The sequence below is a fragment of the Faecalibacterium prausnitzii genome, assembly GCF_019967995.1.
GTDB lineage: Bacteria > Bacillota > Clostridia > Oscillospirales > Ruminococcaceae > Faecalibacterium > Faecalibacterium prausnitzii_E.
Map to the genome: position 1 here is coordinate 2,245,553 of NZ_CP065377.1, position 25,036 is coordinate 2,270,588.

Annotated in this window: 17 protein-coding genes, 2 tRNA genes and 1 pseudogene; 7 read left to right on the plus strand and 13 right to left on the minus strand. The window is 57.8% G+C overall.

Annotated elements, in window-relative coordinates; all coding sequences use genetic code 11:
• The first annotated feature begins 16 nt into the window (after positions 1-16).
• Together I5P96_RS11010 and I5P96_RS11015 are read left to right on the plus strand one after the other, a co-directional pair.
• Positions 17-2,392, plus strand: coding sequence for a YfhO family protein (locus tag I5P96_RS11010; protein WP_223382094.1), 2,376 nt, complete (start codon positions 17-19; stop codon positions 2,390-2,392).
• Positions 2,393-2,410: 18 nt separating this feature from the next.
• On the plus strand, positions 2,411-3,547 hold the full coding sequence (locus I5P96_RS11015; RefSeq protein ID WP_223382096.1) for an aldo/keto reductase: 1,137 nt from the start codon (positions 2,411-2,413) through the stop codon (positions 3,545-3,547).
• 63 nt (positions 3,548-3,610) lie between these two features.
• On the opposite strand, the gene I5P96_RS11020 is transcribed toward I5P96_RS11015, so the two are convergent.
• Complete coding sequence (locus tag I5P96_RS11020) at positions 3,611-6,355, minus strand: Helicase associated domain protein (RefSeq protein WP_223382098.1); 2,745 nt, start codon at positions 6,353-6,355, stop codon at positions 3,611-3,613.
• A 342-nt stretch (positions 6,356-6,697) separates the two neighbouring features.
• Positions 6,698-6,768 (minus strand) — tRNA-Gln (locus I5P96_RS11025).
• 111 nt (positions 6,769-6,879) lie between these two features.
• Here I5P96_RS11025 and I5P96_RS11030 point away from each other — a divergent pair.
• Positions 6,880-7,053, plus strand: coding sequence for a hypothetical protein (locus tag I5P96_RS11030; RefSeq protein WP_055189802.1), 174 nt, complete (start codon positions 6,880-6,882; stop codon positions 7,051-7,053).
• Between the two features lie 56 nt (positions 7,054-7,109).
• Here the strand turns inward: I5P96_RS11030 and I5P96_RS11035 are convergent, their stop codons facing one another.
• Positions 7,110-7,304 (minus strand): DUF3873 family protein, encoded by a 195-nt coding sequence (locus tag I5P96_RS11035; RefSeq protein WP_097792867.1) that lies wholly within the window; start codon positions 7,302-7,304, stop codon positions 7,110-7,112.
• A 247-nt stretch (positions 7,305-7,551) separates the two neighbouring features.
• Between I5P96_RS11035 and pepT the strand changes: the two genes are divergently transcribed.
• Positions 7,552-8,769 carry a peptidase T gene (pepT, locus tag I5P96_RS11040; RefSeq protein ID WP_223382100.1) on the plus strand — a complete coding sequence of 406 codons (1,218 nt, stop codon included), beginning with the start codon at positions 7,552-7,554 and terminating at the stop codon, positions 8,767-8,769.
• Between the two features lie 55 nt (positions 8,770-8,824).
• Here the strand turns inward: pepT and I5P96_RS11045 are convergent, their stop codons facing one another.
• Positions 8,825-10,201, minus strand: a complete 1,377-nt coding sequence (locus tag I5P96_RS11045) for a TrkH family potassium uptake protein (protein ID WP_223382102.1) — start codon at positions 10,199-10,201, stop codon at positions 8,825-8,827.
• 415 nt (positions 10,202-10,616) lie between these two features.
• Here I5P96_RS11045 and I5P96_RS11050 point away from each other — a divergent pair.
• The 3 genes and pseudogenes from I5P96_RS11050 to I5P96_RS14305 form a co-directional block, all read left to right on the plus strand.
• Positions 10,617-10,690: transfer RNA gene (locus tag I5P96_RS11050), tRNA-Arg, on the plus strand.
• A gap of 397 nt (positions 10,691-11,087) precedes the next feature.
• Entirely contained in the window at positions 11,088-11,300 is a 213-nt protein-coding gene (locus I5P96_RS11055; RefSeq protein ID WP_223382104.1) for a hypothetical protein, read from the plus strand.
• Between the two features lie 11 nt (positions 11,301-11,311).
• Positions 11,312-11,470 (plus strand): annotated as a pseudogene (locus I5P96_RS14305) (replication initiator A domain-containing protein); the annotation flags it as partial.
• A gap of 264 nt (positions 11,471-11,734) precedes the next feature.
• Here I5P96_RS14305 and I5P96_RS11060 read toward each other — a convergent pair.
• The 9 genes from I5P96_RS11060 to glgP form a co-directional block, all read right to left on the minus strand.
• Positions 11,735-12,394: a YesL family protein gene (locus tag I5P96_RS11060; protein WP_223382106.1), complete on the minus strand. Its 660-nt coding sequence runs from the start codon at positions 12,392-12,394 to the stop codon at positions 11,735-11,737.
• Between the two features lie 15 nt (positions 12,395-12,409).
• Positions 12,410-14,068, minus strand: a complete 1,659-nt coding sequence (locus I5P96_RS11065) for a glycoside hydrolase family 13 protein (RefSeq protein WP_223382108.1) — start codon at positions 14,066-14,068, stop codon at positions 12,410-12,412.
• A 12-nt stretch (positions 14,069-14,080) separates the two neighbouring features.
• Complete coding sequence (locus I5P96_RS11070; RefSeq protein WP_223382110.1) at positions 14,081-16,039, minus strand: TIM-barrel domain-containing protein; 1,959 nt, start codon at positions 16,037-16,039, stop codon at positions 14,081-14,083.
• A 100-nt stretch (positions 16,040-16,139) separates the two neighbouring features.
• Positions 16,140-17,015: a carbohydrate ABC transporter permease gene (locus tag I5P96_RS11075; protein ID WP_223382112.1), complete on the minus strand. Its 876-nt coding sequence runs from the start codon at positions 17,013-17,015 to the stop codon at positions 16,140-16,142.
• 16 nt (positions 17,016-17,031) lie between these two features.
• A complete protein-coding gene (locus I5P96_RS11080; RefSeq protein ID WP_223382114.1) occupies positions 17,032-17,934 on the minus strand; it encodes an ABC transporter permease in 903 nt (300 codons plus the stop codon).
• Positions 17,935-17,952: 18 nt separating this feature from the next.
• The gene (locus tag I5P96_RS11085; RefSeq protein ID WP_223382116.1) at positions 17,953-19,632 is read right to left on the minus strand and encodes a substrate-binding domain-containing protein; all 1,680 of its coding nucleotides are present in this window, start codon (positions 19,630-19,632) and stop codon (positions 17,953-17,955) included.
• Positions 19,633-19,904: 272 nt separating this feature from the next.
• Entirely contained in the window at positions 19,905-20,969 is a 1,065-nt protein-coding gene (locus I5P96_RS11090; protein WP_223382118.1) for a LacI family DNA-binding transcriptional regulator, read from the minus strand.
• Positions 20,970-21,124: 155 nt separating this feature from the next.
• Positions 21,125-22,522, minus strand: a complete 1,398-nt coding sequence (locus I5P96_RS11095; RefSeq protein ID WP_223382120.1) for an ATP-binding protein — start codon at positions 22,520-22,522, stop codon at positions 21,125-21,127.
• Between the two features lie 229 nt (positions 22,523-22,751).
• Positions 22,752-25,013: a glycogen/starch/alpha-glucan family phosphorylase gene (gene glgP / locus I5P96_RS11100; RefSeq protein WP_223382122.1), complete on the minus strand. Its 2,262-nt coding sequence runs from the start codon at positions 25,011-25,013 to the stop codon at positions 22,752-22,754.
• Between the last annotated feature and the right edge of the window lie 23 nt (positions 25,014-25,036).

Below are 25,036 nucleotides of genomic sequence, written 5' to 3' on the forward strand. Positions count from 1 at the left end.
CAAGAGGTTCTCTGCCATGACTTCATCTCACAGCCCCCGGCTTCTGGGGCAAAAACAGAACAAATTCCTGCTCACGGTCTGCCTGTGTGCGCTGACGGCGGCGCTGATCTTCCTGCCGTTCTATCTTCTGGACGGCGGCTTTTTCCACTACGCCGGTGATTTCAACAGCCAGCAGATCAGTTTTTACCGCTACATGAACGGCTTCCTCAAGGGGCTGGGCTACCCGGACGGCGCAGGCAGTGTCCGCAACACCTTCTCCTGGGCCACCGACCTGGGCAGCGGGGCGCTGAACGCCTATTCCTTCTACCTGTACGGCTCGCCGTTCTTCTGGTTCTCGCTGCTCTTCCCCCAGCGGTGGCTCCCCTATCTCATGGTCCCGCTGCTGGTGCTCAAGTTCGCCGTGGCGGGCGGCGGCGCGTATCTGTATCTGCGCCGCTACGTGAAAGACCAGAACTATGCCGTGCTGGGCGCGGTGCTCTATGCCTTTTCCGGCTGGGGGCTCTACAACATCTTCTTCAACCACTTCATTGATGTGCTGGCCCTCTTCCCGTGGATGCTCTGGGCGCTGGACGAGGCCGTCTACCATGGGCGGCACGGGCTGTTCGCGTTCTGGGTCGGCGTCAACCTGCTGAACAACTACTTCTTCTTTGTGGGGCAAGTGCTCTTCCTGCTCCTCTACTTCATCTGTAAAGTCAGCGCGGGGGATTTCAAGCTCACGCCCCGGCTGTTCGTCCATCTGGCCTTTGAAAGCCTCCTCGGTGTGGGGCTGGGGGCCGTCATCCTCTGGCCTGCGGTCCTCTCGCTGTTGCAGAACCCACGCACCATCGACCTGTCCTCCGGCTGGGGCTTTCTGACCTACGCAAAGCCCCAGCAGTACCTTGCCATCCTGCTGAGCTGGATCCTGCCGCCCGACTCACCCTATATGACCTCCATCTGGTCTGAGGGCGTCATCAAGTGGACGAGCATGACCGCCTATCTGCCCCTGTGCAGTCTGGCCGGTGCTCTGGCTTACTGGCGCGCCCGGCAAGGCGACAGCAAAAAGCGGATCGTTGCCACCTGCGCTGTCTTTGCGCTGGTGCCGGTGCTGAACAGCGCCTTCTACGCCCTCAATTCCAGCTACTACGCCCGGTGGTTCTATATGCCGGTGCTCATCCTGGCCGCCATGACCGTCAACGCACTGGAAGACCCCGCCGTCGAGCTGGACCGCCCGGCCCGGAACATCAGTGGGCTCGTCATTGCCACGCTGGCCTTTGCGCTGGTGCCGGTGCAGGATGCCAGCACCAAAGAATGGTCGCTGGGCGTCCTGCAAAATCCCGGCCAGTACGCCGCCGTGTTCGGCTTTGCCCTCATCGGGCTGCTGGTCTACCGCTGGGTCGCGCAGCGGTGGCGGGCCGACAAGCGCCTGCCCCAGCGGATGCTGGCGGCAGTGCTGGCATTCAGCTGCCTGTTCGGCATCACCCACATCGGCATCGGCAAGTTCGGCCAGTGGAACACCGACAGCGACCTGGTGGAAGAGTACACCAGCGCCCTGGCCCTGAAGGAAGACCTGCCGGAGGGCGACTGGCGCATCGACACTTACAAGACCCACGACAACCTCGGCCTCTGGCTGGACAAGAGCTGCCTGCAATACTTCGGCAGCACCGCCGCCCCCAGCATCCTCAGCTTTTACCCGGCGCTGGGCGTCAAGCGGGACGTCCGCAGCCAGCCGGAGCTTTCCAACTATGCGCTGCGGGGCCTGCTGAGCGTGAAGTACCTCATCACCAAGCCCGACCGGCAGGCCGACTTCCTCGAAGAGGCCGATGAGGGCTGGGCCTATTACGACACGCTGGATGGCTACACCCTCTATGAAAACACCAACTACGTCCCCATGGGCTTCACCTACGACTACTATCTCACCGAGGACGATTACGAGTCCACCGTGACGGTCACCCGCTCCAATCTGCTGATGCGGGCGCTGGTGCTCTCCGATGCGGATGCCGCCGCATACAGCCAGTATTTGCAGCCGCTGCCCGCCGCTGAGCTGAACGACCTGACCTACGACCGCTACGTGCAGGATTGCGCCGACCGCCGGGCCTCGGCCTGTTCGGTGTTCCAGATGACCAATTCCGGCTTCCACGCTGAGATCACGCTGGACGCCCCGAACCTCGTCTTCTTCTCGGTGCCTTACGACGACGGCTTCACGGCCACGGTCAACGGCAAGGAGACCGACATCCTGCGGGTGGACGAGGGCCTGATGGCGGTGCTCTGCCCCGCCGGGGAAAACACCCTTGATTTTGTCTACCAGCCGGACGGCATCCAGCTGGGCAAGCCTGTCACGCTGCTTTCGCTCGTGGTCTTCGTATCCTACACCAGCTATTTTGCCTGGGACGATCGGAAAAAGCGGAAGCACTGAAGAAAAGGAGAGCGTTCGATGGAACAGCGTCATTGGAAGAAAGCCGACATCACCACCTCCCTGCTGGGCTACGGCTGCATGCGCCTGCCCACCCTGCCGGACGGCCGCATCGACGAAGTGCGGGCCGAAGCCCTGCTGAACACCGCGCGGGACGCGGGCGTCAACTACTTTGACACCGCCTACCCCTACCACGGCGGCGAGAGCGAGCCGTTTGTGGGGCGGGTCCTCGCAAAATGGCCCCGCGAGAGCTTTTATCTGGCCACCAAACTGCCCCTGTGGCAGTGCGATTCGCTGGAAAAAGCCCAGCAGATCTACCGCAGTCAGTTCGAGCGGCTGGGTGTGGACACCATTGATTTCTACCTGCTCCACTCCCTGCACCGGGCACGGTACGACAAGGCCAAGGCGCTGGGCATCGTGGACTGGCTCTGGGAGGAGAAGAAGGCCGGGCGCATCCGGAACTTCGGCTTCTCCTGCCACGACAACGCGGACGGGCTGGAACATATCCTGCGGGACCAGCCCTGGGATTTCTGCCAGCTGCAATACAACTACCTTGACACCGACGACCGCGCCGAGGAGATCGCGGGCGACCGCGGCTATGCGCTGACCGAAGAACTGGGCATCCCGCTCATCATCATGGAGCCCATCAAGGGCGGCACACTGGCCAGCCTTCCGCCGGACGCCGCGGCGCCGCTGACCGCCCTCGACCCCGCCGCCAGTGCGGCTTCCTGGGCGCTGCGCTGGGTGGGCAGCCACAAAAACGTCCACCTGATCCTCTCCGGCATGAGCGCCGAGGAGCAGCTGGCCGACAACCTTTCCACCTTTGCACCCTTCCGCCCCCTGAACACAGCGGAAAATGCCGCTGTGGCCGAGACGGCCCGCATCCTGCACAGCCGCATCAAGATCGGCTGCACGGGCTGCCGGTACTGTATGCCCTGCCCCATGGGCGTGGACATCCCGGACAACTTCAGCATCTGGAACCGGCTGGGGATGTTCGGCCAGCCGGACGCCGTCCGGCACCAGTGGACCGCCCGCTTCCCGGATGCCGAAAAGGCCAGCCACTGCGTCCGCTGTGGCAAGTGCGAGGCCGTCTGCCCCCAGCACCTGCCCATCCGCACTGCGCTGGCCCAGCTGCAAACGGAACTGGATGCACTCTGATCTTCCCGCAAGCAAAAATACCGTGTCCCCGGCGTGGGGACACGGTATTTTTGCTTTGATGGTTTACCACTTCATGCCGATGGCATCCAGACGGCGGATGCGGTCCTCGGTCAGCTTCGGGTCATTTTCCGCGCGGGCCGTGCGCATCCGGCGGACCCAGTCGCCCAGACCGAAGCCGTCTTCGCTGCGGTAGGTGGCCGACGGCAGCAGGTCGCCGTTGGCCTTGGCATAGGCCGCTGCATGTTCATAGGCCAGGTCCCACTTGGCTATGCGGGCGTCCCACTCCATGCCGATGCCGTCCAGCCGTTTCACATGCTCCGGCGTTACCTGGAAGGAGTCGGGCCGGGTCTTGCGGGCCGCGCGGAGGTTCGACATCCAGACGCCCAGCCGGAACCCACCGGCCGTGACGTAATTGGAGGGCACCAGCAGGTTGCCGTGCTCCTCGGCGTACCGGGCGGCTTCCTCAAAGTTGTGCTCCCAGTTCTTCTCCCGCAGGCTCTCCTTGCCGGAGGGTGCCGCACTCTGCTTGTGGGGCTTTTCGTCCTTGAGCAGCTCGTCCAGCTCGCGGCGATGCACCTCACCCAGGCGCGGGTCGCCAGTGCGGCGGTACTGGCGCTGGCGGTAGAGCCAGCTGCCCAGCCAGATGCCGTTCTCGGTCTTATAATTCAGCGGGATCTCCAGATCTCCGTGCTCTGCCCGATACTTCTGGGCCAGCTCGAAGCGCTCCCGCCAGGGGTCGTATTTGTCCCAGACCATCCCGATCTCGTCCAGCTGGGCCTTGCGTTCCGGCGTGACGCGGGCGCTGGAATTGTCCGGGTTCTGCCAGGCGTAGCGCTGGCGGGCGATCCATTTGCCCAGCAGGATGCCGTCCGGTGTGACATAATTGGAGGGCACTTCCAGATCCCCGAACTGCTCAGCGTACCGCTTAGCGGCCTCGAAGTTCTCCTGCCACTTGCGGACATTCCGGTTGACCCAGTTGATGCCGATGGCTTCCAGCCGCTCGACCTGCTCCGGGGTCAGCTCGCCGTTCTTATAGGCGCTGCGCTGGCTGCTGAGCCAGACGCCCAGCGCGAAGCCATCCGGCGTAACGTACTTGATGGGTGCTTCGAGGTCTTTGTGTTCGAGATAATAGCGGGCGGCTGCGGCGTAGCTCTGCTCCCACAGGTCGGTGGAAGCGTTCCACACCATACCGATGCTCTCCAGCCGCTCGATGCGGGCGCGGCTCAGGTTGCCGCTGACGTAGCGCTGACGGTTATAGACGATCCACTCACCCAGGGCAAAGCCGCTGCGGTCGCGGTAGCGCACCGGCACCAGCAGGTCGCCGTGGTCGTCGCGGTACTTCTGCGCCGAGGCAAAGGCCTTTTCCCAGGCCAGCTCCGAGCGCTGCTTCCAGCCGATGTTCAGCTTGTCCAGCCGGGCGATGCGGTCTGCATCCAGACGGCCCGGCTTCTGCCCGGCCCGGACCTGGCGCTGCGTTTCCAGCCAGCGGCCCAGAGGCAGGCCGTCCTCGGTCAGATAGTTATAGGGCAGTTGTAAATCACCCCGCTCTGCGGCCACAGCCGCCGCCGCTGCATAAAAAGCCTCCCACCGGGCTTCCAGTTCCTTTTTCAGGCGGCAATACAGGTGGTAGCTCTGGCGCATGGGCTTCTGCTGCTGGAAGCCGGGGTGCTCGCTGCCTGCGCGGAGCATGGCGGTGGTGCATTCCTTTTGCAACACACGGCCATTGCCCAGACCGTCGAACCGGGCGGTCAAGTCGAACACCGGGATGGGCTTGCGGCCGCAGGCCACCAACGCCCGGCAGAGCATCTGGCGGAACCGGCCTGCCTCGCCGGTCTCGCGGACCAGAATGGCACCCGCCAGCCCCTCAATGGGCTGCTGGACGCCCGGCGAGTTGACGCAGAACAGCACCTTCGGCCCCGTTTCGGTGGAGGTGCAGAACCGTTTCACCGCCTCGGCGTCGCGCAGGCAGTCGCACTCGGCACGGTAGAAATGAGCATTCGAATCCACGGTGCGGAGGAACTCTTCCAGCTGCTCCTGCACCTCGTCGAGGTAGTCCTCCGACTCAAAGATGGCCAGATAGCGGCCCTGAGTGTCGGTCAGGACGCGGGGCATCAGGGCGATGGGGTTCTCGGCCTGCCGCACCGACCAGTTGATCTCATCGTATTGTGCGCTCAGCGCGTTGGTCTGCGCGGGCAGGTGCAGGTTCTTGATCCGGGCACGGAGCAGGTTCATCTGCCCTTCCTGCGGCCAGAGCATCGCGGCGTAGTTCGACGGCACCGGCAGGGTGCCCAGCGCCATTCCCTCGCCGACCGTCATCCGGGAGACGACCGTCCCCTCGAAGAGTTCCGCAGCCGCCTGGCATTTCTGGTCGGTGCTGTTGGGCACTGTCAGGCCCAGCAGCTTTGCCTCCGGGCACAGACGGAGCAGCCGCTGGGCCGATTTTGCCCAGCAGGCCGCCGTCACTTCATGGTAGCAGTCGAAGATCAGGTAATCCGGCTTGCGTGAGGCCAGCCGGACCCACTCCTCGGCCGACGCCTCGGCCAGCACACCGCAGTCGCAGAAGATGAGGTTCTCCGGCAGCACACCGTCGTTGTAGCGGCGGACATCCTCCCTGCGCAGGGTCAGCCGCGCCGCACCGTACACCAGCCAGATGAACGACGCCTGCGGATGGTCCGCGATGAGCTGCCATGCAATGCAGCTCTTGCCCGTGCCGGTGGCATGTTCCACTGCTGCTTTTCCGTTTTGTTCCAACGCAGCGGCAACCTTTGCATACGCCTCCGCGTTGACCTTGTTCAAACTGATCGGCATCGTTTTTCTACCTCCAGGATTGATCTTCTTGCAAAGAATTTTTCTTATAAATCTATTATGGCAAAAAGCACTTTCTTGTCAAGCATTCCCGGAAAAAAAGAAGATTTCGGATAAAAAATACGATATTTTTCCCATTATTTTTGGGTCATCCCAACCAACTTCCAGCATAGCTTCGGCCATCCTCAAAACGAAACACCGCACAAACACCGAGCGCAGCCCTCCCGCAATGCCCTGTTTTTCCGCAGCACAGCGCCTCTGCCTGCAAAATGTTCCGCCGCCCCGGAAGCAGCTGCAAACACAAAGACCGCCTGCCGAACGTTTCCTTCAGCAGACGGTCTTCAGTTGCGCCAGCAGGAGTCGAACCTACGATGGGGGAGTCAAAGTCCCCTGCCTTACCGCTTGGCGATGGCGCATTGTCGTGAGTATAAGTATAGTAGAATGTTCCCCATTTGTCAAGCAAAAACATCGTTGACAAAACCGGCCCGGTCCCTTATGATAAAAGAAAAATGAAAGGGGGATGGTCTATGGGCCCCTGGTATTATGAGGTCGTCAGCTTTGACGGCGATTACGTCAACCTGCGCCGCACCGACATCGCCAGCGACGAGCTGAACCCCGTTGCGCTGGCGCTCCTGCCGCCGGAGATCGAGGTCGGCAGCAAGATCAAGTGCGAATACTTCCAATACGAGATCATCGGCTGAACGCAGAAGAACGCCCGGAGTGCAGATCGTGCGCTCCGGGCGTCCGTTTTTGCTCTTCAGTTGCGGTAGCAGCGGTCCTGCCCGACGAGCCAGTCCTCGCACAGGCGCTGGGCCTCCTCCACGCTGCGGCTGACACAGTGGAACAATGCACCGTGGAGCGAGCAGTAGGAGTAGCGGACTTTGGGCACCCCATTGGGATCTCGGAATTTTTCACAGCGTTCCTGTCCGGGCATCAGATAAAGTTGTTCCATAAAGCCGCAGCTCTCCTTTGTTTCATCTTGGGTGTGCCGTGCACACGCTGTGTCCTATTGTAGCACTTCCCGCCGCCGGGCGCTATTCGCTGTTTCCACAAAAAACCGGACGGAACTTCGGGGCTTCTTCCCTCTTGACAATTCCAGATCTTGTGATAAGAAGCAGGCCGCAACTGCTTTCCCTCTTGTAAAATCCGGCCAAAACGGTTATGATAGAATCAAATAAAAAACAAAGGAGCATCAACCTATGCGTGCTTACGAGCGACTGTTAAAATACGCCCGCGTTTACACCACCTCTGACCCCAATTCCGGCACCCATCCCTCTGCCGAGCGGGAATTCGACCTGGCCCATATCCTTGTGGAGGATATGAAGGCCATCGGCATCGAGGACGCCTTTGTAGATGAGCACTGCTACGTCTACGGCACCCTCCCCGCCACCCCCGGCTGTGAGGACAAGCCCGCGCTGGGCCTCATCGCCCACATGGACACCGCACCGGACGCTTCCGGTGAGAACGTGAACCCCATCCTGCACGAGAACTACGATGGCCGTGACGTCACCCTGCCCGCCACCGGCATGGTCATGAAGGTCTCCACCTTCCCCTTCCTGAAAGAGCTGAAGGGCGAGACCCTCATCACCACCGACGGCACCACGCTGCTGGGTGCCGACGACAAGGCCGGTGTGGCGGAGATCCTGACCGCCGCCGAGACCCTCATCGCCGAGGGCCGCCCCCACGGCAAGCTCTGCATCGCCTTTACCCCCGATGAGGAGATCGGCGAGGGCGCTTCCCTGTTCGACATCCCCGGCTTTGGGGCCGACTTTGCCTATACCGTCGATGGCGGCGATGTGGGCGGCATCGAGTACGAGAACTTCAACGCCGCCAGCGCCACCGTCACGGTCCACGGCTTCTCGGTCCACCCCGGCTCCGCGAAGGACGCGATGATCAACGCCTCCAACGTGGCCATGGAGTTCCACCAGGCCCTGCCCGTCATGGCCCGCCCGGAGACCACCGAGGGCCGTCAGGGCTTCTACCACCTGTGCCAGATGTACGGCGATGTGACCGAGGCCAAGCTCGGCTACATCCTGCGTGACCACGACGCAGGCAAGCTCCAGTTCAAGAAGGACAACCTTCTGCACATTGCCGACTACCTGAACGGCAAGTACGGCGACGGCACCGTGGAAGTGGAGATCAAGGACAGCTACCGCAACATGATCGAGAAGATCAAGCCGCACTTCCACCTGGTCGAGAACGCTCGCAAGGCCATCGAAAAGGCCGGTCTGACCCCGGAGGAAGTCCCCGTCCGCGGCGGCACCGACGGTGCCGTCCTGAGCTGGAAGGGCCTCCCCTGCCCGAATCTTGGCACCGGCGGCTTCAACTTCCACGGCGTGTGCGAGTGCACCACCGTCGAGCGGATGGACAAGGCGGCCGAAGTCCTGCTGAATATCGTGGAGATCTACAGCAAGTAAATACAGAGACAACAAAAAAGGAAGAGCGGCGATGTCGCTCTTCCTTTTTTGTTTGTCAGCCCACGTTGATATGCCCCACCGGCAGGATCTTGCGCTTGTTGTCACCGGGCTTGACCGTCAGGCTGATGGCCAGCGAGACCGGGCCCACGCGGCCCATGAACATGACCAGCATGTACAGCAGCTTGGCCCCGACATTCAGCTGGCTGGTAACACCCACCGACAGGCCCACCGTGCCGAATGCCGAGCAGGACTCAAAGATGGCGTCGATGACGGACACGGCATCCGAGGTGTTGTAATAGACCACCACCGCCGAGCCCAGCGATGCCACGATGCCCAGCATGATGATGGTCAGTGCGCGGTAAACGGTCTTGGACTCGATGTGGTGCTCGGCGATCACACAGTCGTCGCGGCCCTCCGCCACGCTGCGGATGGTCAGGATCAGCACAGCAAATGTTGTCACCTTGACGCCGCCGCCCGTCGAACCCGGTGCCGCACCGATGAACTGCAACACGCTCATCAGGAGCTTGGTGACCGGCCCGCAGGCCGCCAGGTCGATGGTGTTCATGCCCGCCGTACGGGTCGAGACCGACTGAAAGAGCGACGCCATCACCTTGCCCGGAACCGACAGCCCGCCCATGGTGGCCGGGTTCGACCACTCCATCAGACAAATGAGCGCCGCGCCGCCGACCCACAGAATGGCCGAGAACGCCAGCACGACCTTCGCGTGGAGGGACAGGCGGCGTTTTTTGCGAAATTCGCCCAGCTCCACCCAGACCATGAAGCCCAGACCGCCTGCCATGATGAGGAACACGACAACGGCCTGCACGTAATAGTTGTTGACATACGGCGCCAGCGACGAATACGGCCCGAACCGGCCAAACAGGTCAAAGCCTGCATTGCAGAACGCCGAGATGGCCGTGAAGATGCTGATCCAGACCCCTTCCAGCCCGAACTGCGGCACAAAGGCACACGCCAGCAGCACAATGCCAATGGCCTCGAACAGGAATGCCAGCCGGATGACGATCTTCAGCACCTCGGTCGCCTGCGAATAGCCGCTGGCCGAAACGCTCTCGCCCAGCAGCCGCAGGTCCCGGAAGCCCATCCGCCGCTTGGCCGCCAGCGCAAAAAAGCTGGTCAGCGTGACCAGGCCCAGGCCGCCGACCTGGATGAGCAGCAGGATCACCACCTGCCCGAACATCGTGAACTGCGTCCACGTATCCCGCACGACGAGGCCCGTCACGCAGGTCGCACTCGTTGCGGTGAACATCGCATCCACCACGCCCAGCCGCCCGCTGCGGCTGGCGATCGGCAACGTCAGCAGCAGCGTCCCCAGCGCGATCACCAGCACAAAGCTCCCGCAGATGATCTGTGTCGCATTGCTGCCCACCAGCCAACCTTTGGGGTGGTTCTTCTTTTTTCTGGTTTTTCCCATGAAGTGCTCCTTCTCCCGCACCGGCAGCCACTGCGCTCCCGATGCAGCATCGTTCTTGCCTTCCCCGTTCCGGGGTCAGCATCTCCCTTATAGGATACACCTTTTTTCTTTTTCGTTCAACTTGATTTTCTCTCCAACTTGCGGTATTATAATGAGGTATGGTTCTGTCTCTATACCTCAGCTGGATAGAGGGTTCGCCTCCTAAGAATTCGGTCAACCTGATACCTTGGGTGAAGAAGTGATTGCTCTAATCAAAAGCAAGACTGGGGATCGAGATTTTCCCAACAAATTTTGATGCAACAACTTTACCATCGTCCCGGTTGCAAAGCAGTCGGTCACTTCGTTGTGAAAAGCATTCCACACATTTGTTTCCAAGTGCGTTGAATTTCAAAAAATCAACGATAATACATAATATGCCTCAGTAGCTTAGCTGGATAAAGCGCCTCCCTCCTAAGGAGGAGACCGCAGGTTCGAATCCTGTCTGGGGTATCCCTTTATGAAAATGCGAAGGTCATTTTTCCATGTGAAAGACGATCTTCGCATTTTTCATTTTGAACCTATCACCAAAATTAGCCAGCTAATGCCATTAGCAGAATTTTCAGTTCCAGCTAATAAAATCAGGCTTCCAGCTAATGAAGCCCCATAAAGCACCTTTTGAGCTCTGTTTTCCCGCTCTCTGCTAAAATTGGTAGCCGCTTTCCTGTAAATCCATGTAAATACAAGATAATTTGTGTAAATCTATTTTCCACATTCCCGCCCAAAACCGTGCAAAACACTTTTCTCCATACATAGCGCGTTCACTCGCTGTTCTCTCGGAACAGAAAGAGGAACGCGCTTTTTTGTTTTCGGGCTGAACTTCCCGAATCCATCAAAGGAGGGTTTACCAATGAAAAAAGTTCTGACCGTCACGATGGACGGTATCCGCTACCACGCTTCCCGCCCGGCAGATTGCCGGCACTGCTTCTTCTGGAAGAACCGAAAGAAGGGCTGCGTTCTCGGTAAAGAGAACTGCTACTATTTGATTGAGCCGCTCAAAGGCCCCAGCAAGTGCGAAGGGTGCCCCTACAAGCGGGCAAAGCCCTGTGTGCTGGTTCCCTGATACAAGGACCTGATACTGATCCTATCTCTTCCGATGAAAACGACTGGATGAGCGAACGTGAACAACTGGAGGAATATTTTTCTCAATCTTTGGAGGTAGACCTTCTGCTCCGGCTTTGCCCGGACGATGAGGATGGAAAGAATCTGCTTTTCGTATTGGTCGATTTTTGTATATTTTCTGGACATAGCAAAGCCTCCTCATGTAGTTTTATTATCCTACATGGGGAGGTCTTTTGTCTATTGTCTACTTTTTACGGACCAGTTCAGTTTTGTTTTTTCTCTGTCTACTCTAGGGGTAGCATATCAGTTTCCAGCATGGTGAGCGGCTTTTTACTACAAGTATGAGGAATCAAAGAAGTCTTTTAAGGTGATTTCCAAGACCAGACAGATTCTTTCGATGGTTTCTAGAAAAGAATGGTCAAATTGGAGGAACGATCAATCCTGATGGGAACAGTCTTTATTCTCCTTGTCTATGCCATCGTCTATATCGGGAAGATATTGATAGAACACCTTTTTCTCAAGGACCCACCGGGCAAACAGCGCATATCCGGCAGGTGCCAGAAGGATCAGCGGCGGGCAGAATGCTGTCAGCAGGCCGAACGCAGCCAGCACCACCAAAAGCAGCAGACTTTTGTCAAAATGGAGCAATGCCATGGCACCGGACTGCAACACCGTCTTTTTGACCGGGTCGTCGAATCTTGCCGCATAGGCTGCGTTGTAGATCATCCAGGCCAGCCCACAGGTACTCAGCACCGTAAAAATGATCCAGAGATTACCCGTCGCTGCCTGTTGCCCCTTGAGGTAATGGGTCATAAAGCAGTCAGCCAGCAGAATGCTCTCCGGCACTGCCAGAGCAAGAAAGCTCAAAGTTGCCTGTTGGAAGCTCCGGCGGTAGGCCCGGAAAAATTCCTCGCTGACCGTTCCCCGGTCCTCAATTAGGGATTTGTTCACTGCATAATAGAGGGCTGTGCTGGAAATGCCCAAGGTAAACAGCGGCAGGCTTCCTATTAGCCACAGCAGGCTGAGAATCACCATATCCGCAACCCGGGTTAAGAAACGGAACAGAGGGGCATCCAGGTCGAAAAAGTCATTCATAGGGTATCACCTGGTTTACTTCTGGAGCACAAAGGCCTCATAGGGGCGCAGGGTCACAGCGCCGGTGGGAGCGGTGTCAGGATAATTGCTGATCAGGCGCCGGGCCACCGCAAAATCAGCGGGAATTGTGAAGGCCGCGTCCTTGTCTGAGAAGTTGCAAGCGATCAGGTAGTTCTCGCCGGTCTCGGCCAGGGTGCGCCGGTAGGCAAAGACCTGGGGGTTCTCCTCGGCCAGAAGCTGGAAGGAGCCGTAAATCAGCCCCAAATGGCTCTTGCGCAGGGTGATCATCTGCTTGTAGTAGTTGAGTACCGAGTCCGGGTCTTTTTCCTCGGCGGCGGCGTTGATGGCGGTATAGTTGGGGTTGACCTCAATCCAGGGGGTGCCGGTGGTAAAACCGGCGTTCGGGGAGTCGTCCCACTGAACCGGGGTGCGGGCGTTGTCCCGGCTGCGGAGGGCCAGGCACTCCATCATTTCGTCTGCAGAAATCAAGCCTGCGCCGGTCAGCTCCTTGAAGGCGTTGAGACTTTCGATATCCCGGTACTGGCTGAGATCTTTGAAATAGGCGTTGGTCATCCCCAGTTCATCGCCCTCATAGATGTAGGGAGTACCCTGCAGGCTCAGCAGGCAGGTGGCCAGCATCTTGGCGGAGAGGGGCGAGTCATCGCCCCAGCGGGATGCAGCCCGGGGCTGATCGTGGTTGTCCCAGAACAGGCTATTCCAGGCTTTGCCGTCCAGGCCGGTCTGCCAGTGACTGAGAATTTTCTTGAGCTGCATAAAATCGTAGCGCTGGGTGGTCCACTTGCCCAGGGGTCCGTCCCCAATGCCGACGTGATCAAATGGGAAGACCATGTTCAGCTCCTTGCCGTCCAGCCCCGCATACTGGGGGGCGTTTTCCACCGTGGCGCCGGGGGTCTCGCCCACCGTCATAATGTCGTATTTCGAGAGGACCCGCCGGTTCATCTCCTGCAAAAATTCATGGATGCGGGGCCCATTGACATAGTAGGGACCGCCATTGCCATACAGTCCGTGTTTCTCGCCATCCGGAAAGCGCTGGTCCTTGGAAATCATACTGATGACGTCCATCCGGAACCCGTCGATGCCCTTGTCAAACCACCAGGTCATCATGTTGAACACTTTGTCCCGGACTTTGGGGTTCTCCCAGTTCAGGTCGGGCTGCTTGGGGGAGAACAGGTGCAGGTAATACATATCGGTCTGGGGGTCGTATTTCCAGGCCGAGCCGCCGAAGCTGGCGCCCCAGTTGTTGGGCTCGTGGCCGTCTTTGCCCGGCTTCCAGATATAGTAGTCTCGGTAGGGGTTATCCACCGACTTGCGGCTCTCGATGAACCAGGGGTGCTCGTCCGAGGTGTGGTTGACCACCAGGTCCATCACAATGCGGATGCCCCGCTGATGGGCCTCGGCCAGCAGGGCGTCGAAGTCCTCCATGGTGCCAAACCGGGGGTTGATGGCCCGGTAGTTGGAGATGTCGTAGCCGTTGTCATCCATGGGGGAGTCCATGATGGGGCACAGCCACAGCACATTGACCCCCAGATCCTTCAGGTAATCCAGCCGGGAACGGATGCCGTTCAGGTCCCCGATGCCGTCCCCGTCCGAGTCCTGGAAGCTGCTGGGGTAGATTTGGTATACGATGCTTTCTTTCCACCATTTGCGGTCCATGGCAATTCCTCCTTATTCTGCGGGGATGGTAACCCCGTCGTCGTCGTAGCGGTCATAGCTGGCTCCGGGCCAGCCGATCATCCGGATGGTGGCGGGGTCGCTGTCGGCCACCGTCTGGGCGGGGTCTGCCACCGGGATGCAGGCGCCTTTGCGGATGAACAGGGGTACCTCGTTGAGGGCCACCTTCACAAAGTGGGTGCCGGCGGGGAGGACTTCCTGTGTGATGCGGCCCTCAGGGCCGAACTTGACAAACAGCATCTCCTCGGGCAGATACACCATCCGTCCGGTGGCATTCTGGGTGTAGACCGGGGCAATCATCACCTCATTGCCCAGCATCAGCTGGTCCTCGGTCTGAAGGGCGATCTCGTCTTCGGGGTAGACGAAGGCCAGGGGCTTGAACAGCATATCGCCGTTCAGTGCTGCCTTCATGTATTCGCTGTAGAGGTAGGGGATCAGCCGGTAGCGGGTCTCGATGACGCTGCGGAAGTCCTCGGGGCCCTCAAACTGGTAGAACTCCTGCCGGCGGGTGTCGTTGCCAGAGTGGTTGCGCATCAGGGGGGTGAACACCCCCAGCGCCAGCCACCGCAGCAGCAGATCCCGGCTGGTGTCGGCGTTGAAGCCACCCAGGTCGGCTCCCACATACAAGAAACCGCACATATTGAGGGAGGGCAGCATCTTGAGGTTCAGCAGCAGGTGGCTCCACCAGGAGTGGTTGTCGCCGGTCCAGACGCCGCCGTACCGGTGCATCCCGATGCAGGAAGACCGGGAGAACAGCAGAAACCGTTTGCCCGGGGCAATGCTGGCCAGCCCCTCCGAGGCGGCCCGGGTCATGTTGTAGCCGTAGAGGTTGTGGACCTGGTCGTGGCGGACCATTTTGCCGTCCACCTTGTGATAAAAGCGGGCGTAGTCTTCCGGCGCATTGGACAGATTGAGCCAGCCGATGGCCTGGCCAAAATGATCGATGGTGCCGTCTTCATGGGGAACCGGCGGATGCTCCAGCCGCTCGGCCAGCCCCTCCCGGGAGTAGAAGATGGCGGGCTCGTTCATGTCGTTCCAGAAGCCCTCGATGCCGCAGTCGGTCAGAGCCTTGTACTGGCTGCCGAACCAGGCCCGCGCCTCGGGGTTCAGCACGTCGGGGAAGTGGCTCCACCCCGGCCAGACGGTTCCCTCAAAATCGGTTCCGTCGGCCCGCTTGCAGAAGTAGCCCTTTTCCTTGCCCTCGTCGCAGACCGAATAGCCTGCTTCCTCCTTGACGCCGGCGTCGATGATGGGCACCAGCCGGACGCCCTGCTCTTTCATCTTGGATACAAAGCCGGAAAAATCGGGGAAATTCTCCGGGTTGACGGTGAAGTCCTTGTAGTGGTCCATGTAGTCGATGTCCATGTACACCATGTCCAGGGGAATGTGGGCCTGGCGGTGTTTGGCCACCACTTCTTCAAAGTCGGCCTGGGTCTTGTAGCCGTAGCGGCTCTGGCCAAAGCCAAAGGCAAATTTGGGCGGGATGTAGCTGCGGCCGATGATGGCCCGGAACTGCTTGACCACATCGCAGGCGCTGTCGCCGGTGATGACGTAAAGGGCCAGGTCGGCCCGCTCACAGGTGACTTTCAGCCAATCCCTGCGGGTGAAGCCGATGTCAAACCGAATCCGGGCGGGATAGTCGAAGAACAGCCCCAGATTCTGCTGGCCAGAGATCACGATGAAGTTGTGGGCGGCGTACATTCGCTGCTTGTTTTCGGTGTGGAGGCCGTCGTCCACATTGTCGCTGACGTAGACAAAGCCCCGCTTGTTGATGCCGCGGTTGGCTTCGCCCAGGCCGTAGACCCGATCGCCCTCCGCCAGGGGGCAGGCAAAGCAGAAGCCGGACTCGCTGGTTTTGACCGTTCCCACAGGGGGTTCGCCTTGGCTTGCAGGGATTGGTGCGACCACCGATTCGGTGTCAAAGGGGACACCATAGAGATACTTTTGAATCATACCGTTCTCCCAAATAAAAGTGACTGAGTGGTTGTTTTGTCAGACAGAGCGCCCCGTCTCCGGAGCGCTCTGAAAGAATATAAATTAGCAAGAATATAAATTAGCCCTTAACCGAGCCCACCACAATGCCGGAAACGAAGTACCGCTGCAGCAGGGGATAGATCAGCAGCAGCGGGATAACTGCAATAACGATCTTGGCTGCATTGAGGTTGGTGTTGCCCAGGGAGGCAGAATCCACCACGGCAGACAGATTGCCCTGCTTGATCAGATCTTCCACGTTGATCTGCAGACTCTGGATATAGGTCATCAGAGGATAATAGGCGGCTTTGGACATGTAGATCAGGCCGCTGTAGAAGTCGTTCCAGCTGCCCACAATGCTGAACAGGGATACGGTGGCCAGAACCGGCTTGGAAATGGGGATGAAGATTTTGGTCAGAACCTGGAGCGGGTTGGCGCCGTCAATGAAGGCGGCTTCCTCAAGCTCTTTGGGAACGGCAGCAAAGAAGTTCATCACCAGGATGACATTGAAGATGGGCACGGCTCCCGGCAAAACCAGGGCCCAGACGGTATTGAGCAGGCCGTAGGATTTGACAACCAGGAAGGTGGGGATCATGCCGCCGTTGAAAAGCATGGCAAAAATCATCAGGTTTGCATAGATGTTGCGGCCACGGAACTGTGCGTTGGTTTTGGAGAGGGGATAAGCCATCAGTACGATCAGCACAAAGTTGATGATCAGGGCCAGCACAACCCGCTCCACCGAGATCAGGAAGGAGTGCCAGAACTGGGAGTCCTCCAGGATCTTCTTATAGGCTGCGGTGCTGAATCCCACCGGGATCAGCCCTACCATGTTGCCTTCCACTGCTGCAGAGGAGGAGAAGGAGATGGCAACAATGTTCAGCAGCGGCAGCAGACAGACTAGGCCCAGCAGAATAATAATGATGTAGATGATGACAGTGCGGAATTTATCAACTTTCATTGCCAGACGGACCTCCTTAGAAAATTTTGCTGTCGGTGTACTTCTGAGCCAGCTTGTTGGCGCCGATCATCAGAACAAAGGCGATCACGGACTTCAAAAGGCCCACGGCGGTACCGAAGCTGTACTGCAGGCCCTGCAGGCCGACGCGGTACACATAGGTGTCCAGAATATCACCGGTGGCATAGACCGATGCGCTGTACAGGTTATAGACCTGGTCGAAACCGGCGTTCAGGATGTTGCCCAAATTCATGACGGCCATCAGGACGATGGTGGTGCGGATGCCGGGCAGGGTGACATGCCAGACCTTTTTCCACCAGGTGGCGCCATCGATGGAAGCAGCCTCGTAAAGGGTCGAGTCGATGGAAGTGATGGCTGCCAGATAGACGATGGAGCCATAACCGAACTCTTTCCAGGTGTCGGTCAGGATCAGCAGGGGCTGGAACAGGGAGTTGCTGCCCAGCCAGTTCAGCGAGGTGCCCAGCATTGCGTTGACGGAGCCGTCCAGGTTGAACAGATTCTTGACGACCAGAGCCAGCACAACCCAGGACAGGAAGTGAGGCAGGTAAACCACCGTCTGAACCGACTTTTTCAGGGTCCTGTTCTTGACCTCATTGAGCAGAATCGCAAAGGCGATGGACATGATGGTGGTAATGACGATTTTGCCCAGGGCGATGATCAGGGTGTTGCGGAACAGCTCAAAGCTGTCTGGCATTTCGAACAGGTATTTGAAATGTTTGAGGCCCACAAAGTCAGAACCGAAAAAACCTTTGGCGGGTCTGTAGTCCTGAAAGGCCATGATGGCGCCGAACATCGGAACAAAGTTGAACAGAATCAGGAAGATGAAACCAGGGAGCATCATGCCGTGGTAATACAGTTGATAGGCCTGGTTTGCGTGGCTCTTTTTGACCTGATTTTTCATCCGTTTCCACCCCCTTTGTTACTGTGCAAAGTATTCCTGGACTTCCTGGGCGATTGCGTCGCCGCCCAGACGCTTCCATTCACTGACAAAGGTATCGAAATAATCGATGGGCTGTGCGCCGGTCACGATTGCCACATAGGCCTCCAGCTCGGTCTTGTCCAGGGTTGCCTTTTTCTGCTCGCTGGTGGGGGTGGTGGGGGGATACTTGGGGGTGATCCATTCGGCGTTGCCGTTCTTTTCCAGCGCATCGATGGATGCGCCCAGGCCGATGATGCGGGACTCATAGAAGTGCCAACCGCCCAGGGTTTCCTCAGTGACGTTCTGGGGATCCTTCAGGTAGTCCAGAATGGCCTGGGAAGAGCCTCTGTTCTCGGCAATGGTGGTTTCCTCAGGGGTCATCTCGCCGTTGATGACGGCCATGTGCTCGGTGTAGTAAATGGAGGGATTGTTGGAGGGCAGGACTTCCATGTAATAGGGACGGCCCTCGTTGTGTCCGCCGGCGTTGATGTAGGCGATGACCTCCGGCGCGGTTTCTGCGGTGGCGCGGGCCAGATCGTCATAGAGGATGTTCAGCATTTCCACTGCCACCTGGGGATACTTGCAGTCCTTGCTGACCACCAGGAACCGCTCGGCGGCGTTTTCGTGGTAGGCGTGGACGATGCCGTTGTCATCGGCCACCGTATAGGCGATGTACTCGGCCTCCGGCACCAGGGCCTTGACGCTGCTCAGACGCCAGTCGGGGATATGCCATGCGCCAAAGACGATGCCCAGCTCGTTGTTGATCATCATGGCGTTGATGTCATCGGTGGTGCGGGTGCCGAACTGGGGATCCAGGATGCCCTCCTCGTACCACTCGTTCATCTTGGCCCAGGCAGCTTTGACTTCGGGCGCCAGGGTGGACCAGCTCATGGTGCCGTCGGGGTTTTCGATCCATCGGTCGATGTAGCCGCCCATGGCGTTGGCGATGCACATGGCATCGCCGATATCATTGCCGGAAAAAGCCATGCCCACGGTGCTGTTGCCGCCGCCTACATTGGCGTCCACAAAGGCCTTGGCCACAGCGGCGATGTCATCCAGCGTGATGCACAGGTCGCCGTCGGGGTCGGGGTTGATGCCCAGCTTGTCCAGCCAGTCCTTGCGCATCCAGCACAGGACAGGGACGCTGTTGTCGGGGTTCGTACCGGGAATACCCATCAGCCGGCCGTCAAAGGTTGCCATGCTCAGGCAGCGGCCGTCGTAGGAATCGTAGAGGCTCTTGATGTAGTCAGAGGCGTACTCCTCGTACACATCGGTCATGTCATAGGTCAGGCCGTTGTTCACCATCTCGACAAAGGTGTCGTAGCTGATGACGGTCATGATGTCGGGCAGTTCGCCCGAGGCGACGCAGGTGGCCAGCTGGTTGGTGAAAGCGTCACCGCCTGCTTCAAAGCTGTCCACCAGATCCACGTTGAGCTTGGATTCAATGTAACGGGTGTAGGCGTTGTCTTCAAAAGTCTGGCCTTCCGGGAACAGGGCAGCGGCAGAAGGCTCCGCAAAACGGCCCAGGGTGATGGTCAGGGTGTCCACATAGGCTCCGTTTTCGTCCTTAGCCACAGAAACGGCGGCAGATTCATCGCCGCCTCCGCAGGCGGTCAGTGCGGTGAGTGCGCAGGCAACGGTGGCAGCCTTCAAAAATGATCTGCGCGAAATCTTTCTCATGATAAAATCCTCCACGATGTTCAGTCAGATTTTCCGGAATTCGTTTTTTGTCTGCTCCATCTAGGATACAAAAAACAAATCCTCTTCCAGTTTGTATATGTCTCGTTCTGACAGGCTGCGCAGCGTGTCTTTTTGACGAGCTCATTGTACAATACCGAAGAGGATTTGAAAAGGGTTTTGCGTAACGTTTCCTACGAAACTGATAAATACCACAAAAATTATTTGTGGGTTTTGCGCAACGTTTCCTACGAAACTGATAAATACCACAAGAATTATTTGTGGGTTTTGTGCAGATCTTGTGACCAGGGCGCAGCGTTGGGGGTTGATTCGCGCACCGAGTTGCGGCGGATCAGTTCAACAGGCTGAACGTAATTTTTACACTCCACCGGTTCCTGCCGAATCAGACGCACCAGCAGTTCCACGGCGGCCTCTGCTTTGGCCGGGACGTTCTGACGCACTGTCGTCAGAGGGGGATGCATGAGTTCTGCATAGATGCAGTCGTCAAACCCGGTGACGGAGACCTGCTCCGGCACCTGTATGCCGTGGTCCTGCAGATAATTCATCACTTCCGCCGCATCATAGTCAGAGGCCAGGGCCACAGCCTTGGCCTGGACAAAGCGATCCAAATAGTGGCCGTACATGACACGGCGCAGAGAAAGATCCTCAGGGAGAAGAATATGGCGCTCTTCTCCGCAGTCAATCCCGGCAGAGCGCATCTGATGCTGAAATCCTTTCCAGCGGTAATGGTCTGCGCCGGTATCACACTCGGCGGCAAAGATGGCCTGGGTGTACCCGTTGTCCAGCAGATACTTTGCAATCATGGCGCCGCCGCCGAAATCATCAGTTCCCACGTTGACGTAGTGGTACTCCGCCTCGGGATAGGTGTCAATCAGGACCATATATTTGTTGAGTTGCCTGCGCAGCTCCTTGTATTTCTTTTCGTCCAGTCCCAGGACGACAAGACCATCCACATTCCATCGGGAGGCAATCTCTGCCACCTGGTCCGTATTTTTGTCCTGGCCATTGATCAGCATGACATAATATCCGTTTCGATGGGCTGTCTCTTCTACACCAGACAGAAATTCTGCCACAAAGGTATCGCGCAGCGAAGGGATGCCGTGGACACAGCTGTAGCCCAGCACCAGTCCAATGATGCAGGACCCTTTGCGGGTCAGCTCACGGGAAGATGTATTCGGGACATAGCCCTCCTGGTTCAGAATTTCCGAAATTTTCCGGATCATTTCCTTGGAAACCTTTTTGGTGTTGCCGTGCAGCACATTGGACACGGTTGTCCGGCTTACACCAACTTGATCTGCAATATCCTGCAAACGCTTCATGGCTGTTCATACGCTCCCTATTTGATCAGTTGAAACACAAACGGTTTTCAACGTAATCATATCATATTTATACAGTAATTGCAATCCGAATGATCCTTTGATCTTCAACAAGAAACGCTCCTGCCAGTTTTACACCGGCAAGAGCGTTTCTTGTGTTATTCAAAAATATCGGCAAGGGTAAGCAGCTGTACTTCTCCGCGTTCCTGTGCCTGAAGTAGTCCGTCCGTAAATCCGCCTTTCGAGAAAATGTAGTAGTGGTAGTTTGTTCCTTTCCCAAAGACTGCTGCATATTCCCGAATCAGTTCCAGTTCGTCCAAACCGATTTTTTCATTGCGGTATTTGCAGGAGCCGATGATATAGTCATTGCCCTCAACCGGCGTACCGACAATATCGATCTGGATCTGCTTTTTCTTTTTGGGGTCGGTTCCCCACCACTGCCCAATCTCACTCAACTCGATCGGAAGATCATTCGCATAATAGAGCAAGTAGTCTTGGCACATCTTCTCAAAAATCAGACCCATATAGTCCGGAAAATACTGTTTCACTGCATGAGAGTAGGTCTTTGCGATCCGCCCCGAATCAATGGCACTTGCATTGACCGGCACAAAACGGTACCAAAAACGAAAAAAATTGTCTGCCAGAAGATAGATCGTTTTTTTGCCCGGTTTCTCTGTGATCGGCGTTTCCTTTTTGACGATTCCAAGGTCTATCAACGTTTTGAGGTACTTCGCCACCACAGAGTTTTCTTCACCAACCTTCGTGGTGATATCATTCAGGCGAGAAGCCCCCTCTGCAATTGCCTTGATGATTGCATTATAAATTGCCGGCTCACGCAGCTCCTGCTTTAACAGGTTGGCCGGTTCCTCATAGAGGTAGCTGGAACGGTCAAACAAGTTTTCCATCAGTGCTTCATCTACGCTGTCCCGAACATCCAATTTGTTGATATAATGCGGAACGCCGCCTGTAATGCCATAAATCAGGGCGTTATCTTCCTCGGACAGATTCGGATGGAATACCGCTGTTTCCTTGTAATCCAGCGGCATGATCTTGAATTGCGCTGTTCTGCGCCCATACAGAGGGCTTTCTTTGCCCAAGACCTGACTTTCCATAAAACTCATGGACGAGCCACACAGGATCAGGTACATTTGGGAATCCGTCCATTTATGATCGATGATGTGCTGAAGCATTGCAGAAATGGCTGGTTTAGCCTTTGCAAGATAAGGGTACTCATCAATCACAAATACGATTCGCTGCTCTTTAGAAAGAGCTGTCAGTTCGTCCAATGCTGCATCGTAGGTTGTAAATTCCGGGGATGATTCTGCATTGGGTCGTTCAAAACTCATGATTGCCTTGGACAGGGCTTCCAGATTTTCTTTTCCGGTCGTATTCAAGGCAGAGAAAAAAATGGTCGGTTTATCCTTGCAGAATTCATTGATCAGCGCAGTTTTTCCAACACGGCGTCTGCCGTAAATGACAACGCATTCAAACTTTCCATTCTCATATCGTTTGTTTAACTTCCGAAGTTCCTCATCGCGGCAGTAAAATCGGCTCATTTTGTTCCCTCCCCAAAGTGTATTTATCGAATTTATATACTCGTAAGTTAGTTTCTTACGAGTATAATACTTCATTTCTTACATAAAGTCAAGAAATATATTTTTGACGGCTCATCGAGAACGCAAGAAAAAGGGCTGCTGCACTGGCTTCTATCCTTGTGCAACAGCCCCATCTTTCGTTTTCTTCAAAAAGCAGGATCCTGCGAAACCGCAGAGCAGGCCGGTTCCATCACTTGCCCAGATGCCAGATGTCGCGGTCGTACTCGGCAATGGTGCGGTCGGAGGAGAACAGGCCCGCTTTGGCGATGTTCACCAGGCACTTGCGCCGCCAGCCCATGGGGTCGCAGGCGTAGTCGCTGAGGGCCTGCCCCTTGCGCACGACGTATGCATTGAAGTCCGGCAGGGTCTGGAACCAGTCCTTGTGGATCAGTTCGTCGTGCAGGCGGGTCAGGTTTTCGGCGTGACCCGCAGCCAGCATCTCCGGCCCGGTGAGGAACTCGATGGCGCGGCGGATGTTGGCATCGCCCTCCACCCACTGGGCCGGGTCGTAGTCGCCGACGGCATAGCGGTGGATGACCTGATCGGAGGTCTGGCCGAAGATATAGATGTTCTCTTCCCCGACCTGCTGGCTGATCTCCACGTTGGCACCGTCCATGGTGCCCAGGGTCAGCGCACCGTTCAGCATGAACTTCATGTTGCCGGTGCCGGAAGCCTCCTTGGAGGCAAGGCTGATCTGCTCGGACAGGTCGCAGGCCGGGATGAGTTTTTCGGCAGCGGTGACGTTGTAGTTTTCCACAAAGACCACCTGCAGCCACTGGGACACCTCCGGGTCTGCGGCGATGACCTTGGACAGGGTCAGCAGGGCGTGGATGATGTCCTTTGCGATGGTATAGGCCGGCGCTGCCTTGGCACCAAAGATGCTCACCAGCGGGACGGCAGGCAGATGCCCTGCCTTGATCTCGTGGTACTGATGGATGAGGTACAGCAGATTCAGCTGCTGGCGCTTATACTCGTGCAGGCGCTTGGACTGGATATCGAACACGGCATCGGGGTTCACCGTTACCTTCTGGGTGCGCAGCAGCCACTCCGCCAGTGCCGCCTTGTTGGTCTTTTTCACGGCGGTCAGTTCGTTCAGCACGGTCTCGTCGTCGGCAAAGGCCAGCAGCTTTTCCAACTCGGCGGCGTCCTTGCGGAAACCGGAGCCGATGTGCTGTTCCAGCGTAGCGGTCAGGCGCGGGTCGCACTCCAGCAGCCAGCGGCGGAAGGTGATGCCGTTGGTCTTGTTGTTGAACTTTTCCGGGTACAACTCATAGAAGCCGTGCAGCTCGGAGTTTTTCAGGATCTCAGTGTGCAGCGCTGCCACGCCGTTGGTGGAGTGGGTGAAGTGGATGTCCATGTGGGCCATGTGCACCCGGTCGTCCTTGTCGATGATGGCAAGGCTCTCATCCTCGGTGCGGGTGCGGGCCAGGGCGTCCAGCTTTTCGATGATGGGCATCAGCTGCGGCACCACGGCATCCAGATAGGCGCGGGGCCACTTTTCCAGCGCCTCGGCCAGAATGGTGTGGTTGGTGTAGGCGCAGGTCCTGGTCACGATCTCCACGGCTTCCTCAAATTCGATGCCCCGCTCCCCCAGCAGCCGGATCAGCTCCGGGATGACCATGCTGGGGTGGGTGTCGTTGATCTGGATGGCGGCGTAGTCGGCCAGATCGTGGTAATTGCAGCCGCGGGCCGCGCACTCGGCCAGAATGAGCTGGGCACCGGCAGAGACCATCAGATACTGCTGGTACACCCGCAGACGGCGGCCTGCCTCATCGGAATCGTCCGGGTAGAGGAAGAGGGTCAGGTTCTTGTCGATGGCGGTCTTGTCGAACGCGATGCCGTCATGGACGATGCTCTCGTCGATGGTGTCCAAATCGAACAGGTTCAGGGTGTTGGTGCGGCCCTCGTAGCCGGTGACGGCCAGCTTGTACAGCCGGGCGGTGTACGCCTTGCCTGCCAGCTCCACCGGGTAGGTGATGTCGGTCTTTTCGGCCCAGCTATGGGCAGTGAGCCATGGGTCGGGCTTTTCGTTCTGGACGCCGTCCTCAAAGGACTGATGGAACAGGCCAAAGTGATACCGCAGGCCCACGCCATCGCCGGGCAGATTCAGCGTTGCGAGCGAATCCAGGAAGCAGGCCGCCAGACGGCCCAGACCGCCGTTGCCGAGAGAGGGTTCCGGCTCGACCTCTTCAATGTCCGACAGGCGCTTTCCGGCTGCCGCCAGTGCATCGCGGGCTTCCTCGTACAGACCCAGATTGATGAGGTTGTTGGACAGCAGCTTGCCGATGAGAAATTCGGCGCTGATATAGTACAGCTTGCGTCCGGTGACCGGCTGCACGCGGTCGGCGCTCTTCTGCCGCACAAGCTCCAGCAGTGCCAGGTACAGCTCCTGATCGGTGCAGTCCGCCAGCAGCTTTCCGGTGAGGCTCTGTAACGTTTCGGTAAAGCTCATAAACGCATCCTCCTTTGATACAG

What these genes read in the sequence shown, in the direction of transcription:
- glgP (WP_223382122.1), bottom strand. Translation starts at nt 25,013, where the DNA reads ATGAGCTTTACCGAAACGTTACAGAGCCTCACCGGAAAGCTGCTGGCG.
- I5P96_RS11020 (WP_223382098.1), bottom strand. Translation starts at nt 6,355, where the DNA reads ATGCCGATCAGTTTGAACAAGGTCAACGCGGAGGCGTATGCAAAGGTT.
- I5P96_RS11010 (WP_223382094.1), top strand. Translation starts at nt 17, where the DNA reads ATGACTTCATCTCACAGCCCCCGGCTTCTGGGGCAAAAACAGAACAAA.
- I5P96_RS11035 (WP_097792867.1), bottom strand. Translation starts at nt 7,304, where the DNA reads ATGGAACAACTTTATCTGATGCCCGGACAGGAACGCTGTGAAAAATTC.
- I5P96_RS11065 (WP_223382108.1), bottom strand. Translation starts at nt 14,068, where the DNA reads ATGGACCGCAAATGGTGGAAAGAAAGCATCGTATACCAAATCTACCCC.
- I5P96_RS11085 (WP_223382116.1), bottom strand. Translation starts at nt 19,632, where the DNA reads ATGAGAAAGATTTCGCGCAGATCATTTTTGAAGGCTGCCACCGTTGCC.
- I5P96_RS11015 (WP_223382096.1), top strand. Translation starts at nt 2,411, where the DNA reads ATGGAACAGCGTCATTGGAAGAAAGCCGACATCACCACCTCCCTGCTG.
- I5P96_RS11095 (WP_223382120.1), bottom strand. Translation starts at nt 22,522, where the DNA reads ATGAGCCGATTTTACTGCCGCGATGAGGAACTTCGGAAGTTAAACAAA.
- pepT (WP_223382100.1), top strand. Translation starts at nt 7,552, where the DNA reads ATGCGTGCTTACGAGCGACTGTTAAAATACGCCCGCGTTTACACCACC.
- I5P96_RS11080 (WP_223382114.1), bottom strand. Translation starts at nt 17,934, where the DNA reads ATGAAAAATCAGGTCAAAAAGAGCCACGCAAACCAGGCCTATCAACTG.
- I5P96_RS11045 (WP_223382102.1), bottom strand. Translation starts at nt 10,201, where the DNA reads ATGGGAAAAACCAGAAAAAAGAAGAACCACCCCAAAGGTTGGCTGGTG.
- I5P96_RS11075 (WP_223382112.1), bottom strand. Translation starts at nt 17,015, where the DNA reads ATGAAAGTTGATAAATTCCGCACTGTCATCATCTACATCATTATTATT.
- I5P96_RS11030 (WP_055189802.1), top strand. Translation starts at nt 6,880, where the DNA reads ATGGGCCCCTGGTATTATGAGGTCGTCAGCTTTGACGGCGATTACGTC.
- I5P96_RS11060 (WP_223382106.1), bottom strand. Translation starts at nt 12,394, where the DNA reads ATGAATGACTTTTTCGACCTGGATGCCCCTCTGTTCCGTTTCTTAACC.
- I5P96_RS11090 (WP_223382118.1), bottom strand. Translation starts at nt 20,969, where the DNA reads ATGAAGCGTTTGCAGGATATTGCAGATCAAGTTGGTGTAAGCCGGACA.
- I5P96_RS11055 (WP_223382104.1), top strand. Translation starts at nt 11,088, where the DNA reads ATGAAAAAAGTTCTGACCGTCACGATGGACGGTATCCGCTACCACGCT.
- I5P96_RS11070 (WP_223382110.1), bottom strand. Translation starts at nt 16,039, where the DNA reads ATGATTCAAAAGTATCTCTATGGTGTCCCCTTTGACACCGAATCGGTG.